Genomic DNA, 15,432 nt, shown 5'->3' on the forward strand with positions numbered 1-15,432 from the left:
CCAGCGGGAACCCGGACGCGAAACTGGCGCGAGGCAGGCGGCGAACTGTGCCACCATGCCTTGTGCCTCGGATCGGGTCTGGAATAGCGTTGGTCGGCCGCGAGGATGAGCTGGCAGCACTTCGGGCAGCGATGGCATCGGCCACTGGTGGCCGAGCCGGCGCCGTCCTCGTGGCAGGGGACGCGGGGGTTGGGAAAACGCGACTGCTCACCGAGTTGGTCGCGGCCGCACGATCTGGCGGTACCACCGTGTTCACCGGCCGGTGCCTCGACGTGGACGAAGCAGGTCTGCCTTACCTGCCCTTCGTCGAGGCACTCGGCCAGCTCACCGGGGCGCAGCGGGCGCTCGCCGCCCGCCGCCCCGTGCTGAGCAGACTGATGTCCAGGGTCGCGCCCAGCGACGAGGCGAGCGAACCCGCGATGGAGCAGCTGCGGCTGTTCGACGCGGTGCACGGGCTGTTCAGCGACCTGGCCGAGCAGGCGCCGGTGCTGCTGACGATCGAGGACCTGCACTGGGCCGACGCGTCCACCCGCGACCTGATCCTGTTCCTGGTGTCCCGGTTGGACACGCAGCGGATACTGATCGTCGGCACGTACCGGCTGGACGACCTGCACCGCAGGCACCCGCTGCGGCCGCTGCTCGGCGACCTGACCCGCTTGTCCACTGTGGAGCAGATCACGGTCGGCCCGTTCGACCGGGCGCACGCGGTGCAGCTGGTCGACGCGCTCTCCGACGGCGCGCTGCCACCGGCGACAGTCCACAAGATCGCGGAGCGCTCGGAGGGCAACGCCTTCTTCTGCGAGGAGCTCACCGCCGCGTACGGCGACGGCGCAGGAGTGCCCGCTGGGCTGGCCGACCTCCTGCTGGCCAGGATCGAACGCCTGGGCAAGGACGCGCGCAAGGTCGTGCGCGCCGCCGCCGTCGCCAGCCAGACGGTCACGCACGCCAGCCTCGCGACGGTGTCCGGCCTCGCGGACGACGTGCTCGAGGAGTCCCTACGGGAATCCGTGCAGCACAACGTGCTCGTCACGGTGGACAGCGGCTACGCCTTCCGCCACGCGTTGTTGCGTGAAGCGGTGTACGACGACCTGCTGCCAGGCGAACGAGTCCGGCTGCATGCCGGCTACGCGCGCATCGTCAAGTCACACGCTTTGCTCGCGTACCACAGTTTCCACAGCCACGACCTGGCAGGAGCGTTGGTCGCGTCCGTACGCGCCGCCGACGAGGCAGGCACAATGGGCGCGCCCGGAGAGAAGCTGCGGCACGTCGAGCAGGCCCTTGAACTGTGGAGCGCTGTTCCCACGCCCGAACGCAGCGGCACCAACGAGCTGGCGTTGCTGCGTTCGGCGACGCGGGCGGCGATGGCCTCCGGAGAGCTCGAGCGGGCCGACGAGTACGCCAAGGCCGCCGTGGCCATGGCCGACGAGACGGGCGACCCGGAGATCCGCGCGGCGACCAGGCACCAGTGGGCGATCGCGTCGATCGCGCTCGAGGACCGCGGGCCGGAGATCCAGGAGCTGGTCGACGAGGCGTGGGAGCTGGTGCGCGACCGGCCGGTCAGCGAGGTCAAGGCCAAGGTGCAAGCGCTTGCGGCCCGGTCGTGGGTCTGGTCGTGGGACGACGACCTCGATCAGCTCAAGATGATCGCCGAGCAGGCGTTGCTGGACGCCAAGCAGGTCGGCGCGACCGTGGTCGAGGTCGACGCGCTGGTCACGCTGGCCGTGTTCGCCGAGTGGAGCGGCGAGGTCGAGGAATCCATCCGGATGGGCAAGGCGGCCGCCAAGCGGGCCGCGTCCATCGGGGCGTACGACGTGGAACTCCGCGCGCTGAAGAACACCTCCATCACGCTGTGGATCCACGGCCGCAAGCCCGAGGGCATGCGCATGATGGACCACGCGGCCAAGCGTTCGGGCGAGGTAGGCCTGCCGTGGAGCCTCGCCGGTATCGACGTGCGGTGCGAACGGGTCACCATGCGCTACGGCCTGGGTGACTGGTCCGGCGCGTTGGAGGCGGGGAAGGACACAGCCGGTGCACCGGCTGTGGCAAGGGCGCGGGTGATGGCGCCGACGTTGTGGGTACTGGCCTCGCAGGGTGACTTCACCGCTCTGGACCAGCGAGCCGAGGAACTGGCCGCGCTGTCCGAGGACGCGCTGTCCCAGGAGATCGCCAACATGGGCCTGGCTGAGGGCGCGCTGTGGCGCAACAGGCCGCGTGATGCGCTCGACCACGTCGAGATCGTGATCGGTCACATGGAGACCCTGGTCCGGGCGTCCGTCACGGACGCGATGCTGGCCGGGTGCATCGGCCTGTGGACGTACTGCGATCTCGCCGAGGAAGCGCGCCGTCGCGGTGACCACGCCACAGCGGACGCCGCCATCGCGGACGGTGAGGCGATGGCGCAACGGATCCGGAACCTCACGCCGAAGCAGAACAACGGCAGGCGCGTCCACAGCAGATTCAAGCACCCCGAGACCTACGCCTTCGAAACGCGCATGAACGCCGAGCTGAGCCGGTTGCGTGGTCAGCACGACAAGCGGTTGTGGGAAGAGGCAACCGGTCCGTTGATCGAGGCCGAGTACTTCCGGGCGCTCGCCCGCTGGCGCTGGGCGTCACTGCTGCTCGCCGATGGCGACCGCGACCACGCGGCCGAACAACTCGGCAACGCGTACGAGGTCGCGGACCGGCTGGGCGCGCGACCGCTGCGCGAAGCCGTGGCCGACCTCGCCCGGCGCAGCCGGATCCCCCTGCCCGGCCAGCAACCGGCCGCCGAGCCCAGCAGCGACCTGACACCCCGTGAACTGTCCGTCCTGCGGCTGGTCGCCGCCGGGCTGACCAACAAGCAGGTCGGCGAGCGGCTCTACATCAGCCAGAAGACGGCCAGCGTCCACCTGTCACGCGCGATGGCCAAGCTGGGCGCTGCCAACCGCACCGAGGTCGTGTCCATCGCGCACGAACGCGGACTCATCGGTGAGCTCCAGCGGTAAGCCGAACTTCTCGAACAACGAGGTGTCGAAGAAGGACGTCGAGTGTGTGATGCCGTCCTTGGTCAGCGTCAGCACCACGAGGTTGAACGCCTTGGCCACGCCGTCCCGCACCCAGTAGGTGCCGAAGCCGGGCTGGCCGTTGGCCGACACGGGGATCAGGCGCAGTTCGCCGGGACCGACCGGACACGTGTGGGCCAGGTGCCGGGCGATGTTCTCGCGGCCGCGGTACCAGACGGCGTACGGCGGCATGTCGAACACGGCGTCCTCGGTGAACAGAGCGACGATCTCCGGCACGTTCTTGGCCTCGAAGGCGGACACGTACCTGGCCAGCAGCTCGCGCTGCTCGGCGTCGGTCGGCTCGGTCACGTCGTCCGCGTTCGGCGCCACCTCGTCGAGCTGGGCACGGGCGCGTTGCAGCACGCTGTTGACGGCTGTTGTCGTGGTGTCCAGCGCTTCGGCGACCTCAGCGGCACGCCATTTCAGCACGTCACGCAGGATCAGCACGGCACGCTGCCGGGGCGGCAGGTGTTGCAGCGCCGCGATCAGCGCGAGCCGGACGGTCTCCCTGGCCGCGACGATGGACGCCGGGTCGGCGCCGTCAGGAAACGGCTCGAGCCACGGCACTTCGTCGCGCTCGTTCAACGGGTCGGCCGGGTCGCTGTCGGGGGTGCCCAGCCCGGCGGGCAGCGGTCGCCGTTCACGGCCGTCCAGCGCGGTCAGGCACACGTTGGTGGCGATCCGGTAGAGCCAGGTGCGCAGCGAGGACCGTTTCTCGAACTTGTCATACGCCTTCCATGCCCTGATGTACGTCTCCTGTACCAGGTCCTCGGCGTCGTGTATCGAGCCGAGCATCCGGTAGCAGTGCGCGAGCAGCTCCCGCCGATACGGGTCCGCCTCGTGCAGGAAGTCGACGGACTCGGTCGTTGTCGTCATCTCATCGTCTCCTTCCGGGCCACGGGGCGTCAGTAAAGACCCAGGGTCCGACAGAAACTCATCGGCCGAGGGTGCCGAGCCGGGTCAACCAGTCAGCGACCTCGACAGACGGCAGAACTCGGTCCAATTGGACCGAAGGCCGCATCCGTCCGAACAGCCGTCCCGGGTTCCACGTCCGCGGGTACGGCAGCGGCTCGAGCAGCACCACACGCCTGCCGTCGAGCACCGGGATGTCGGCAGGCCGCCCCTCACCCCAGATCCACGATCCGGCGTGGTCGACAAGGTTGAACTGGCCGCTCACGCCGTCGTGCGGCACCGGGTCGCCGTCACTGGCCGCCGCGACCCACACCGGGTCCGGCGGAGTGCCCGCGATCAGCCCGTCGCGTTCGGGCCCGACCAGCGCCGCCGCCAGCAACGTCTGGAGTTGGAAGTTGCCCGCCACACCGGACACCGTCAGCTCATATCCCCGACCGGACGCGCGGTGCAGCACGACGAACGGCTCGTTGTCGAGCACTTCGAGCAGGTCGACGAGGCACCCCAGGTCCTCGCGCAGGGGACCGATCCGTCCGACGAGGTCGGCCAGCACGCCCCGATGGGGCAACGCAGACCGGACGTCCGAGTGTTGCAGCACGGCGATAGCGGGCGCGGTCCACGCGCCAAGCGCGTACCACGCGAAGGCGATGGTGTGCGCGTCCTCTTTGGAGTGGACGCCCGCGAGCACGCGCACGGTCTCCTCATAGGAGTCGTCGTCGAAGTTGGGGCGTTCCTGGCCATGCGGCCACGTCTCGATGAGTGTCCCGACGCGGCGCAACGTGTCGATGAGACCTATGACGATCATCGGGACGAGCGGGCCGGGCGCGGCGCCGAGTTCGACCAACGCACCGCCCAGGACAGGCAACTGACCGACCACGTCGACCGGCATCTCGCCGAGCGCAGCCGCGATCCGGGGCAGCGCGGCGTCCAGGTCGGCCTTGGTGGACTGCTGGGCGGCCTCCCACACCGCGGCGAGCGCGTGCTCGTAGGCGTCCCGGTCCTGTTGCCGTATCGAGTTCTCGAGGCCGTCGACGGCCTGATCAAGCATGCGAGGAGCTTACGGCCTGCTCGCGACGTGCAGCGTGGCGCGGAAGTCCAGCGAGATCCCGCCGGCCGTCCGCATGTGTTCCGCTCCGGCGAGGAAGCGGATGTGGAACTGTTCGGCCTGCTCGGCGGGCAGCCTGCCGACGGCGTCGGTGAGACCGCGCGGCCGCAGCCAGTCCCACAACGCCTCCGGGCCGGCCAGTGGGACCGGCATCTCGACGGAGTCCGTCGCCAGGTCGGTGAACCCGGCCTGCTCGATCAACGCGTTGAGCCGCCTGCTGGTCATCGCGCCCGAACTCTCTTCGTCGTCACCGGGCACAGGCACACCGAAGAACTCACCGGCCAGTTCGAACAGCCACCGCAGGCGTCCGACAGTCTGTTTCTCCAACGACAGCGCGAGCGTCCCGCCAGGGGCGAGCACCCGGCGGAACTCGGCGAGCGCGACATCCGGATCAGGCAGGACCTGCATCACGAACCCGGCCGTGACCAGGTCGAACGACCCGTCGGGGAAGTCGAGCCCGCCCGCGTCCATCTGCCGGGCGACGATGTCCGGGAAGTCCATGGCCATCCGCGCGACCATGCCTGCCGAGGCGTCGACAGCGGTCACGTCGCACCCGGCGGCCAACGCGGCGCGCGCGACCGCGCCACGACCCGCACCGACGTCGAGCACCCGCGCACCGGCGGCCGGACGGGCGTGGTCGACGAGCAGCCGTCCCACGTCGGCGACGTACGGGAAGATCTCCTCGTACTTGTCGGCCAGCTGGTCGTACTTGTGTCTGCCCTGTTCGGTGCTCGTCACGGCGGGAGCGTAGGCAAGGCACCGGACAGCGGGATACCGCCGTTCGCGTCGCGACGAGGCCTTTGTGGAACAGCACCCGCTCGTTGCCGGTTGCCGCACTGCGTCGCAGATGGATTTGAACAAACTCTGAACTGGATCGGCCACAGTGTCACCAGTGGAGCAACTGGGGGTGGTGTCATCGTGTCGACGCTGGTGCTGGCCGACCGCGCACCCGTGGTCAGGGACGGGCTACGTGCCCTGCTGGCGTCACACGACGACATCCACGTGGTCGCCGAAGCGGCGACGAGTCGCGACACCCTGTTCGAGACGCTGAGGTGGCGGCCGGACGTGCTGCTGCTCGACTTCGACCGGACGGACCTGATCTCCACGTGCCGGGAGATCCGCCGCAGCGCCCCGGACACCGGTGTCCTGGTGTTCAGCGACTGCGACGACGACTCCACCGTCCTCGCCACGATCCGCACCGGCGTGCTCGGCTACGTGCCCAAGTCCGCCCCCGAGTCCGACCTCGTCCGCGCGATCCACAACGTCGCCGCAGGTCAGGCCGTGTTCGGCAAGCACGTGGCCGGCAAGATCACCGAGTTGCTGCACACCCAGCCACCCGAGGCCTTCCCCGACCTGACCCGGCGGGAACGCGAGATCCTGCACCTGCTCGTGGTCGGCATGCCGGTGCCCGCGATCGCGAACCGGCTGGCGCTCGCGTCCAAGACCGTCCGCAACCACACCTCAGGGATCTTCCACAAACTCGGGGTCGCCAGCCGGGACGAGGCGGTCGTGCTGGCGCGTCGCGCCGGCCTCGATCGCCTGGTCCGCCAGTAGCCGGTAGCCGATCTCGTCCGCGATGACCAGCGCGGTGTCGGCGACGACCGCCGCTGCCGGGCCCTCCCGGCTCGACGCGAGGCCGATCAGCGCCTCGCATTCCTCATAGCGGGCACCGATCGTGCGTGCGACGGCCAGCGACCGCTCGTACTCCGCCGCCGCTTCGGCCGAGTCGCCCGTCGCCAGGTGGATCGCGGCGAGCGCGCTGCGGACCCACGTCTCGGTCCGGCGCTCACCCGTCTCCACCGCCAGCACCAACGCCGCTTGTGCCTCCGCGAGGGCGGGGCCGCACCGGCCGGACGCACGGTGCACGTTCGCCAGGTGTGTGCGGGCCCGTGCCTCGTCGTTGCGACCGCCGAGCGACAGGTAGATCCGCAGCGCTTCGGAGTCGTGGTCGAGCGCCGCGACCAGTTCGCCCTTCAGGTACTCCACGCCGCCGAGGAAGTGCAACGCGTTGGCCTCGGCGTGCTGCTCCCCCATCATGCGGCTCAGCACCAACGCCTGCTGGTAGTACGCGGCCGCCTCGACCAGGCTGCCACGGCACTGCAGGTTGTTGCCCACCCTGATCAGCGCGGGGCCTTCGAGCCGCCGCTGCCCCGTCTTGCGCAGAAGCTCCAGCAGTGCGACGAACTTCGCGTTCGCGCCGTCCAGGTCCCCTTGTTGTTCCAGGATCGCGCCGAGGTTGTTGAGCATCGCGGCTTCGCCCATCGCCCAGCCGATCTCCCGGCTGAGCGCCAACGCCTCGGTGTAGTTGCCGACCGCCTCCGGGTACTGGTTCTGGCTGTAGTACGCGGTGGCGAGGCTGACGAGCGCGGCAGCCCTGGCTTTCGGTTCGGCGCTGCCCTCGGCGAGCGCGTGCCGGGCCACGCCGAACAGGTCGACGATGTGGCCGCGGAAGTACAGGTAGGCGCGGACGGTGTCGGCCAGCAGCCAGCTGCGTTCGCCCGCCGCCCGGCGCACCGCGGCGACGAGGTTGGCCCGTTCGAGGTCCAGCCACGCCAGTGCGGCGCCGTGCTCGTCGAACGTCCTGGCCGGAACGCCTTCCTCGATGCGAAGCATGTAGGGGTACAACAGTTTCACGGCCGCGCGCGTGGTGGTCTCGTAGTGCTCGTACAGCCGGTCGAGCGCGGCTTCGCGTTCCACCGTGCTGTCCTGTTCGACCGCTCGTTCCCATGCGTACTGGCGCAACAGGTCGTGGAACGTGTACCGGCCGGGCGCGTGCTCCTCGATCAGGTGCGCGCAGGCCAGGCGGTCGAGCAGGATGTCGACGTCCCCGTTGCCGGCCAGCGCCTTCGCGGCCTCGATCGACGCGTCCGGGCCGGGCACCAGACCCAGCAGCCGGAACAGGCGTTGCGCGTCCGGCTTCAACGCGGTGTACGACAGGTCGAACCCCGCGGTCACAGCCGCCTGCCTGTCGCCGTCGATCCGCAGCGACGACAACGGGTCTCCCGTTCGCAGCGCGGCGACGTGGTCGGCGATGGACCGGTTGGGCCGGACCGCCAGGTGCGCGGCGGCGATCCGCAACGCCAACGGCAGGTACGCGCACAACGACGCCAGCTCGACGGCCGCGTCGAGTTCGTCGTCCACCCGGGCGCCCAGCATTTGGCGCAGCAACGCGACCGCGTCCGGTTCGGACAGCACGTCGAGCACGACGCGCTTCGCGCCGTCCATCGCGATCAGACCGTCCATCCGGTCGCGACTGGTGACCACCACGACGCTGCCGCGGCTGACCGGGACGAGCGGCCGGACCTGGTCCGCGCTCACCGCGTTGTCGAGGACCACGAGCATCCGCTTGTCCGACAACAACGTCCGGTACATCGCGACGCTCTCGTCCACACCGGTCGGCAGGTCGCCCTTGGCGACGCCGACCGCGCGCAGGAACTGGTTGAGCACCTGCGCGGGCTGCAAGGGCGGGCCTTGGTCGTAGCCGCGGAGGTTGACGTGCAGCTGCCCGTCGGGGAACCGGTCGCGCACGCGGTGCGCCCAGTGCACCGCCAACGCGGTCTTGCCTACGCCCGCCGTGCCGTCGATGGCCGTGATCACGACCGCGGCCGGGTCTCCCGCGATCAACGCGTCCAACTGGTCGAGCGCGGCCGAGCGGCCGGTGAAGTCCGCGAGGTCGGCGGGCAGCTGGGCGGGCGCCTGCTCGCGGGGTGCGGCCAGCGCCGGGTCGTCGCGCAGGATCGCCAGTTCGAGGTCCTGCACCTGCCTGCCGGGGTCGATGCCCAGTTCCCCGGCCAGGTACTGCCTGGTCCGCCTGGCCACGTCGAGCGCGTGACCGGACTGCCCGCCCCGGTGCAGCGCCAGCATCAGCTGCGCGACCAGGCGTTCCCTGGCCGGGTGGGTCTCGACCAGGGACGCGAGCGAGCCGACCACCGAGTGGTGGCGGCCCAGCCGCAGCAACGCGTCGAACCGGTCCTCGGTGGCCACCAGCCGCGCCTCGGCCAGGCCGCCGAACAGGCGCTCGCGGATCTCGTCGGACGCGGTGTCGGCCAGCGCCGGGCCGCGCCACTGGCCGAGCGCCTTGTCCAGCACCTCGACCCGCCGGTGGTCGTCGGAGGTCGCGCGGGCCTGTTCCACCAGGTCGACGAACCGGTGGGCGTCGATGGACAGCGGGTCGGCCGCCAGGACGTAACCGCCGCCCTGCGCGGTCAGTTCCGCCGCACCGGCCAGGATGGACCGCAGCCGGGAGACGCACACGCGGACCGCGTGTTCGGCTGTGCGGGGTGGCGAGACCGGCCACAGCAAGGAGATCAGCCGGTCGACCGAGACCGGCCGGCCGACCTGCAACGCCAGCACGGCGAACACCAGCCGCTGCTGCCGGGGCCCCAGGTGCACCGATCGCGCGTCGCGCACCGCCCGCACCGCCCCCAGCAGCAGGAACTCCACGCCCACCCCCGTCTGTTGGATTGTCACCTCCAACCTACTCACCAGGGTACGACTCAGCACTCACCGAGGTAATGCGTCTGCACGAAAGCACACCTCCTTTCGACCTGCCCGCACCTCGCGTCCGGCGCACCGGTAACGTGCCGGGGATCTGGCCCGACCCCGGCCAGGAATGCGGACGAGCTATGCCGCGAAAGCGCACGGACATCCACACCCGGATAGCGTGGTGAAATAGCACCGTTCCGGTTTCCGCGGTTATCAGAAAACTGCGTTCGTCCTTTCAGGTGACGCTTGAACAATGCTGACGAACAGGGTTAAATTCGACCAATGACGATCCGCGATGAACAGCTCGTCGCCGATTTGAAGGCACTGCGCAAAGGGCGGGGGATACTGGCGGGGGCGATCACGGCACGAATGGGCGACGCGCTGCGCACCGCGACCGGCACACACGGCGTCGAGCAGGCCGTCGAAGTGCGCCGGAAGGTCGCGGAGTGCCTGTGGCGGTGGGCCGGTGAGCTGCCCGACGACCTGCGGATCGCGGTGCGGGCGGCGTTCGCGCTCGACCAGTCCGACCAGCTGCCGCTCTACAAGGACCGGGTCCGGCTGGTCGCGCAGCGGCTCAACCGGGACGAACGCACCGCGCGGCGCCGCATCGACGAGGGCATCGAGCGGCTCGCCGAGGTCGCCCGGTCCGGCGCCCCGCTGACCGACTCGGGCGGCCCGGCGGAGCCCGCGCCCGGCTGGCACACCGAGGAACTGCGCGTCACGCTGGCGCTCGACCAGCAGCCGCCGGAGGCGTTCGAGTTCCGCCGGATCGTGGCCGACCACGACCGGGTCGAGCACGTCGACATGGCGATCACGCTGACCGCGCCGTTCGACGCGAACGGCCCGGCGCGCACCGAGGACCTGGAGATCGACGTGTTCCACGGCGGGCGGCTGACCACCCGCGCGATGGAGTCCACCGACCGGTACGGCTTCCGGCTCGTGCTGCCCAAACCGCTGCGGCGGCACGAATCCCACCAGATCGGGCTGCGGTTCCGGGTGCGCGAGGACCGCGCCATGGCGCCGCACTACGTCTGCGTGCCCAAGCACCGCTGCGCCGAGTTCGACCTGCGCGTGCGGTTCGACCCCGAACGGCCGCCCGAGCGGATCTGGCGGCTGGTCAACGCCTTCCAGCGGGACGTCGACGACCCGCGGCCACACGGCGACGGCGTCCCGCTCGACGCCGCCTGCGAGATCCACACAGCGTTCCACGAGCTCACGCCCGGCCTTGCTTACGGCATCCGCTGGCATCCGGCGTCAGGAACCGCCGGATCTTGACCGAGGCGGCCCGCCGCAGGGTGTCGACCTGGCTCTGGTCGACACCCATCCGACGGGCCGCTTCAGCCACCCCCTCGCCCTTGTGCAGGCCGCGGTAGGCGGCTCGTTCGGCCGCGGTCAGCCCGATCAACCTGCCCACCCTGGCCAGCGCCCGCGACTTGAGCTGACGCGCGCCCGCGTAGCTCTTGTGGGTCAGCGTGGCCAGTTCGCGCAGCCCGATTCCGGGGTCGCGGCCCAGCGCGAGCACCGCGCTCACCTGGTCCGACGTCAGTTCGCGGTGCAGCAGGGACGTCAGCCACTGCGCCCAGTCGCCGTCCGGGTTCGGCTGGTGCGTCACGACTTCCGCGAAGTCCGGCAGCTCGTCCATGGCCAGCGGTTGCCGCGCCCTGTCCTTGAGCATGTCCAGCGCGGCGAACTTGACACAACGGTCCAGCCAGCCGCGCAGGCCCTCGTGCTCCGGCATGACACCGCGCTGGCGCAGCAGGCGTTCGCTCGCCGCCTGGTACAGATCGTCCCTGTCCAGGGTGTAGCGGCGCGCGTACACGTCGACGGTCGCGCGAAACCGCAGGTCCGGCTCCGTGAGGACACGCAGCAGAACCTTCAGCCCCGGTTGTTCGACTCGCATGCTCGTTGCCCACGTTCGCGAAAGTGCTCCCTCTTGACGCAGAGGATGCCGCACCGACGGGCCGAAAACCGGACCGTTTTCTGGACAGATTCCTGTCAACTGGACCGCAGGAGTTGACAGACCCGGCGGGCCGGGAGTTGGCGCCTGTGCGGCGGATTTCACAGACCGCGGACCGCGCGGCTGCGAGTGTTCTCCCCGCGACCACCTCATCGGACGCCAGACGATCAAGGAGCGCACATGCACCTACCGGCCCCGACGGGGGCCAGCGCGGCGTGAATCGCGCCGACACCCTTTTTCCGGCGGGTCGAACCCCTTTCCACCTTCACTGTCTGTTGCTCGACTTGCCGGGCGCGACCTCTCGCCAATGGATGTCCGAATCCCGGGGGCGAGAGGTCACGCGATCCCTTCGGCGAAACGGTCGAGCAGGTCGATCTCCAGTACGTCGAAGCTGCACCTGTTGGTCCGCACGGCACCCGCTTCCCGGAAAACCTTCAACGCCTTGGCAACGGCTTCCCGCGAAGCGCCCGCCGCCTCGGCGAGTTCACTCTGCCGCAGTTTCACGGTCAATCCGTCCGGCACCGGCTCGCCGTAGTCGCGGGCGTAGTCCACGAGCAGGCGGGCGGTCCGCGCCGGGACGTCGTACGCCCCGTTCTCCAGGCGGCGCCGCGTCGACTCCCGCAACCGGCCGACGACCATCTTGAGCAGCTCGACGGTGACCGCGGGCGCGTCGAGCATGAACCGGTGGAACTCCGGACCGGTCAGCGAGACACCGCGGACGTCGCTCAGCGCGGTGACCGTCGCCGACCGCTCGCCTCCGTCGATGGCCGACACCTCGCCGAGCAGTTCGCCCGGGCCGCGGATGGCCATCATCACCTGCCTGCCCGACGGCGCGGTCACGCTGACCTTCACACGGCCGCTGACCAGCAGCACCACGTGATCGGACGCGTCGGACTCCCTGATCAGCACCTGCCCGGTGGACCACCGGCGCTGGGTGCCCGCCTCGACCAGCCTGCGCTGTCCATCCCCACTCAGCCGCCAGCTCATGGTGGCTCCCTCGCAGAAGTCGTTCTTGCTACCTGTACGCGCGGCGGCAGCGTTTTGTGACACTCCGCCGGAAATCACCGGGCCACCGGGGTGAATCCTTGATCACGAACGGGTCGATCCACCCGGCCGCCGGTAGTGTTCGTGCCATGGTGGACATCACCGTGGACACCCGCAACGGTGCCGTACGCGGAGTTGCCGCGGACGGCGTCATGACGTTCAAGGGTATTCCCTACGCCGCGCCACCCGTAGGCCCGAACCGGTTCCAACCGCCGCGACCGGTCGAACCGTGGACAGGCGTCCGCGAGGCCACCCGGTTCGGCCCGACCGCGCCCAAGGCCGGGTACCTGCCACCGCTCGACGCGTTGATCCCCGATGCGGACATTCCGGGCGACGACTACCTCAACCTGAACGTCTACACCCCGGACCCGGGCGACAGCCTGCCGGTGATGGTGTGGATCCACGGCGGGGCGTTCCTCAACGGCTCCGGGTCGTCCTACGACGGCACGGCGTTCGCCCGTGACGGCGTGGTCTGCGTGACGCTGAACTACCGGCTCGGCGCCGACGGCTTCCTGTACTTCCCCGGAAACGCCAACCGCGGCCTGCTCGACCAGGTCGCGGCGCTGGAGTGGGTGCGCGACAACATCGCCGCGTTCGGCGGGGACCCCGGCCGGGTCACCGTGTTCGGCGAGTCCGCGGGCGCGATGTCCGTCGGGATGCTGCTGGGCATGCCGCGCGCCGCCGGGCTCTTCCAGCGCGCGATCCTGCAGAGCGGCGCCGCCGCGCACGCCGTCCCGCCCGAATCCGCCGAACGGGTGAAGGCCCGTCTGATCACCAAACTGGGCACGGCGGACATCACGGACGTCCCCGTCGCCGACCTCCTCGTCGCACAGCGGGAGCTACGCGGCGAGATCGGCGCGAACCCGGATCCGGCGTTGTGGGGCGACGTGGCCAGGACGCTGCTGCCGTTCGGCCCGGTGCTCGACGACGGCCTGGCGCCCGGTTCGTCCGACGTGGACATCATGGTCGGCACGAACGCCGACGAGTTCCGGCTCTACATCGTGCCCCACGGGTTGCTCGACTCGGTCACCGACGAGCTGCTCACCGGCTCGATGCTGCGGGTGGGCCTGGATCCCGCGCGGGCGGCCGCGGTCTACGAGGGCACACCCGGCGAGAAGCTGGCGGCCGTGATGACCGACTGGTACTTCCGGACGCCCGCGATCCGCCTGGCCGAGCGGGCGAAGACCGCCTACATGTACGAGTTCGCCTGGCAGGCGCCGACGTTCGGCGGCAAGCTGGGCGCGTGCCACGCGGCGGAACTCCCGTTCGTCTTCGGCACCCCGGACGACAGCGCGTTCGCCGGCCTGCTGGGCACCCACCTGCCGCACCACCTGGCCGACACGATGCACGGGGCGTGGGTCTCGTTCGCCACCACCGGGAATCCCGGCTGGTTCGGCTACGAAACGAGCAACCGCAGCACGATGCGGTTCGACATCGAGTCCGAGGTGGTGCTCGACCCGCACTCGGCCAGGCGATCCCTGTGGGACAGCGTCTAACCCCGCACTTCGCGCAACGAAGGCCACATTGGTGGTGGATTCCAGGGGTGGTTGCAACACAGGTGATCAACTGGTGTGGTTTAGGAGTGTAGCCAAACGTTCGGCTGGGGTGTCCCAGCCGAGTGTTTTGCGTGGGCGGCGGTTGAGTTGGGCGGCGACCGCGGCGAGGTGTTCGGGGGTGTGGGTGGAGAGGTCGCTGCCTTTGGGGAAGTACTGGCGTAGCAGGCCGTTGGTGTTTTCGTTGCTGCCGCGTTGCCAGGGTGAGTGGGGGTCGCAGAAGTAGACCGGTATGCCGGTGGCGATGCTGAATTCGTGGTGTCGGCTCATTTCGCTGCCTTGGTCCCAGGTCAGTGACCGTGTCAGGTGGGTGGGCAGGGTGCGCATGGTGGTGATGAGTCCGTCGCGGACGGTTTCGGCGTCGTGGCGGTGGGCGGGCAGGTGGACCAGCAGGACGTAGCGGGTGGCGCGTTCGACCAGGGTGCCGATCGCGGAGGTGCTGCCGCGGCCGAGGATCAGGTCGCCTTCCCAGTGGCCGGGCACGGCCCGGTCGGCGGCCTCGGCGGGACGGTCGCTGATCATCAGCATCGGGGCGGTGAACCGGGGCTGGCGCTGCTGGCTGGTGCGGCGGGGTGTGCGCAGGGCGCGTCCGGTGCGTAGCGCGCCGGTCAGCGCGCGGCGTAGTTCGCCGCGGCCTTGGATGTAGAGGGCCTGGTAGATCGTTTCGTGGGTCACGTGCAGCTCCGGCCGGTCGGGGTGGTCACGACGCAGCCGTCGGCTGATCTGTTGCGGGCTGCACCTGTCATCGAGCATGCCCTGTGCCAGATCCCGCAGCTCAAGACTGGCCGCGATCTTGCCGATCTTCGGGCGGGGGCGGCGGGTCTCGGCACGGGCCTGGGCGGTGTAGGGCCGGTAGTCGCCAGTGTCCGGGTCGCTGTTGCGGTTCAGTTCCCGGCTGATCGTGCCCGGATCACGCCCCAGTTCCCGGGCGATGGCCCGGACCCCGCTGCCCGCCCGGTGCAGGTCGGCGATCACCAGCCGCTCGTCCTGGGAGAGAAACCTCGCGGATATCCCCGGCCGTCCGATCCCCGAACCCGACAGTCCCGAACCCGAGGGCGGGGCGGACGGCGTGCTGGTTGTCCGCCCCGCCTGGCTTGCCCGGCCGTATCGCCATCGGTGTCCGGTCTTGCGGTGGACCCCGACGATCCGGCATGCCTCGGTCGTACCCACTCCCTGCGCCACAAGATCAAGATAGGTGCGGCGCTCCGCGAGCAACTTCGTCGGCCCCTGCGGCGATCGGTCCTTGCGGATCTCGAACACGGCAACCCCTGAACAAGTCAGGTGTTGCAACCACCACTAGAACCCAAGCGTTCCACCCCGCGCAACGAAGGCCACATT

Annotated in this window: 11 protein-coding genes; 4 read left to right on the plus strand and 7 right to left on the minus strand. The window is 70.0% G+C overall.

Going from position 1 to position 15,432, the window contains the following annotated elements; genetic code table 11:
* Positions 1 to 62: 62 nt before the first annotated feature.
* Complete coding sequence (locus ALI144C_RS21885) at positions 63 to 2,984, plus strand: helix-turn-helix transcriptional regulator (protein WP_076988982.1); 2,922 nt, start codon at positions 63 to 65, stop codon at positions 2,982 to 2,984.
* Here the strand turns inward: ALI144C_RS21885 and ALI144C_RS21890 are convergent.
* The 3 genes from ALI144C_RS21890 to ALI144C_RS21900 are packed head-to-tail and all read right to left on the minus strand — an operon-like array spanning position 2,892 to position 5,793.
* Positions 2,892 to 3,917 carry a sigma-70 family RNA polymerase sigma factor gene (locus tag ALI144C_RS21890; protein ID WP_076988983.1) on the minus strand — a complete coding sequence of 342 codons (1,026 nt, stop codon included), beginning with the start codon at positions 3,915 to 3,917 and terminating at the stop codon, positions 2,892 to 2,894. The two genes, ALI144C_RS21885 and ALI144C_RS21890, sit on opposite strands and share 93 nt — an antisense overlap.
* A 58-nt stretch (positions 3,918 to 3,975) precedes the next feature.
* The gene (locus ALI144C_RS21895) at positions 3,976 to 4,998 is read right to left on the minus strand and encodes a hypothetical protein (protein ID WP_076988984.1); all 1,023 of its coding nucleotides are present in this window, start codon (positions 4,996 to 4,998) and stop codon (positions 3,976 to 3,978) included.
* Positions 4,999 to 5,007: 9 nt separating this feature from the next.
* Complete coding sequence (locus ALI144C_RS21900; protein ID WP_076988985.1) at positions 5,008 to 5,793, minus strand: class I SAM-dependent methyltransferase; 786 nt, start codon at positions 5,791 to 5,793, stop codon at positions 5,008 to 5,010.
* Between the two features lie 180 nt (positions 5,794 to 5,973).
* Here ALI144C_RS21900 and ALI144C_RS21905 point away from each other — a divergent pair, with 180 nt between their 5' ends.
* The gene (locus tag ALI144C_RS21905) at positions 5,974 to 6,609 is read left to right on the plus strand and encodes a LuxR C-terminal-related transcriptional regulator (protein ID WP_076988986.1); all 636 of its coding nucleotides are present in this window, start codon (positions 5,974 to 5,976) and stop codon (positions 6,607 to 6,609) included.
* On the opposite strand, the gene ALI144C_RS21910 is transcribed toward ALI144C_RS21905, so the two are convergent.
* Positions 6,517 to 9,525: an AfsR/SARP family transcriptional regulator gene (locus tag ALI144C_RS21910; RefSeq protein WP_168211313.1), complete on the minus strand. Its 3,009-nt coding sequence runs from the start codon at positions 9,523 to 9,525 to the stop codon at positions 6,517 to 6,519. The genes ALI144C_RS21905 and ALI144C_RS21910 overlap by 93 nt on opposite strands.
* A gap of 297 nt (positions 9,526 to 9,822) precedes the next feature.
* On the opposite strand from ALI144C_RS21910, the gene ALI144C_RS21915 reads away from it, so the two are divergent.
* Complete coding sequence (locus ALI144C_RS21915) at positions 9,823 to 10,815, plus strand: hypothetical protein (protein ID WP_237774252.1); 993 nt, start codon at positions 9,823 to 9,825, stop codon at positions 10,813 to 10,815.
* On the opposite strand, the gene ALI144C_RS21920 is transcribed toward ALI144C_RS21915, so the two are convergent.
* Both ALI144C_RS21920 and ALI144C_RS21925 read right to left on the minus strand, forming a co-directional pair.
* Positions 10,754 to 11,440, minus strand: coding sequence for an RNA polymerase sigma factor (locus tag ALI144C_RS21920; RefSeq protein ID WP_076988987.1), 687 nt, complete (start codon positions 11,438 to 11,440; stop codon positions 10,754 to 10,756). The genes ALI144C_RS21915 and ALI144C_RS21920 overlap by 62 nt on opposite strands.
* Before the next feature lie 393 nt (positions 11,441 to 11,833).
* Positions 11,834 to 12,484: a Crp/Fnr family transcriptional regulator gene (locus ALI144C_RS21925; protein ID WP_076988988.1), complete on the minus strand. Its 651-nt coding sequence runs from the start codon at positions 12,482 to 12,484 to the stop codon at positions 11,834 to 11,836.
* 146 nt (positions 12,485 to 12,630) lie between these two features.
* Here ALI144C_RS21925 and ALI144C_RS21930 point away from each other — a divergent pair, with 146 nt between their 5' ends.
* Positions 12,631 to 14,037 carry a carboxylesterase/lipase family protein gene (locus ALI144C_RS21930; protein ID WP_193441211.1) on the plus strand — a complete coding sequence of 469 codons (1,407 nt, stop codon included), beginning with the start codon at positions 12,631 to 12,633 and terminating at the stop codon, positions 14,035 to 14,037.
* Positions 14,038 to 14,103: 66 nt separating this feature from the next.
* On the opposite strand, the gene ALI144C_RS21935 is transcribed toward ALI144C_RS21930, so the two are convergent.
* A complete protein-coding gene (locus ALI144C_RS21935; protein WP_441297571.1) occupies positions 14,104 to 15,276 on the minus strand; it encodes an IS30 family transposase in 1,173 nt (390 codons plus the stop codon).
* Positions 15,277 to 15,432: the final 156 nt, after the last annotated feature.

The sequence above is a fragment of the Actinosynnema sp. ALI-1.44 genome (genome assembly GCF_001984155.1).
GTDB lineage: Bacteria > Actinomycetota > Actinomycetes > Mycobacteriales > Pseudonocardiaceae > Kibdelosporangium.

What these genes read in the sequence shown, in the direction of transcription:
- ALI144C_RS21890 (WP_076988983.1), bottom strand. Translation starts at nt 3,917, where the DNA reads ATGACGACAACGACCGAGTCCGTCGACTTCCTGCACGAGGCGGACCCG.
- ALI144C_RS21895 (WP_076988984.1), bottom strand. Translation starts at nt 4,998, where the DNA reads ATGCTTGATCAGGCCGTCGACGGCCTCGAGAACTCGATACGGCAACAG.
- ALI144C_RS21915 (WP_237774252.1), top strand. Translation starts at nt 9,823, where the DNA reads ATGACGATCCGCGATGAACAGCTCGTCGCCGATTTGAAGGCACTGCGC.
- ALI144C_RS21920 (WP_076988987.1), bottom strand. Translation starts at nt 11,440, where the DNA reads ATGCGAGTCGAACAACCGGGGCTGAAGGTTCTGCTGCGTGTCCTCACG.
- ALI144C_RS21925 (WP_076988988.1), bottom strand. Translation starts at nt 12,484, where the DNA reads ATGAGCTGGCGGCTGAGTGGGGATGGACAGCGCAGGCTGGTCGAGGCG.
- ALI144C_RS21930 (WP_193441211.1), top strand. Translation starts at nt 12,631, where the DNA reads ATGGTGGACATCACCGTGGACACCCGCAACGGTGCCGTACGCGGAGTT.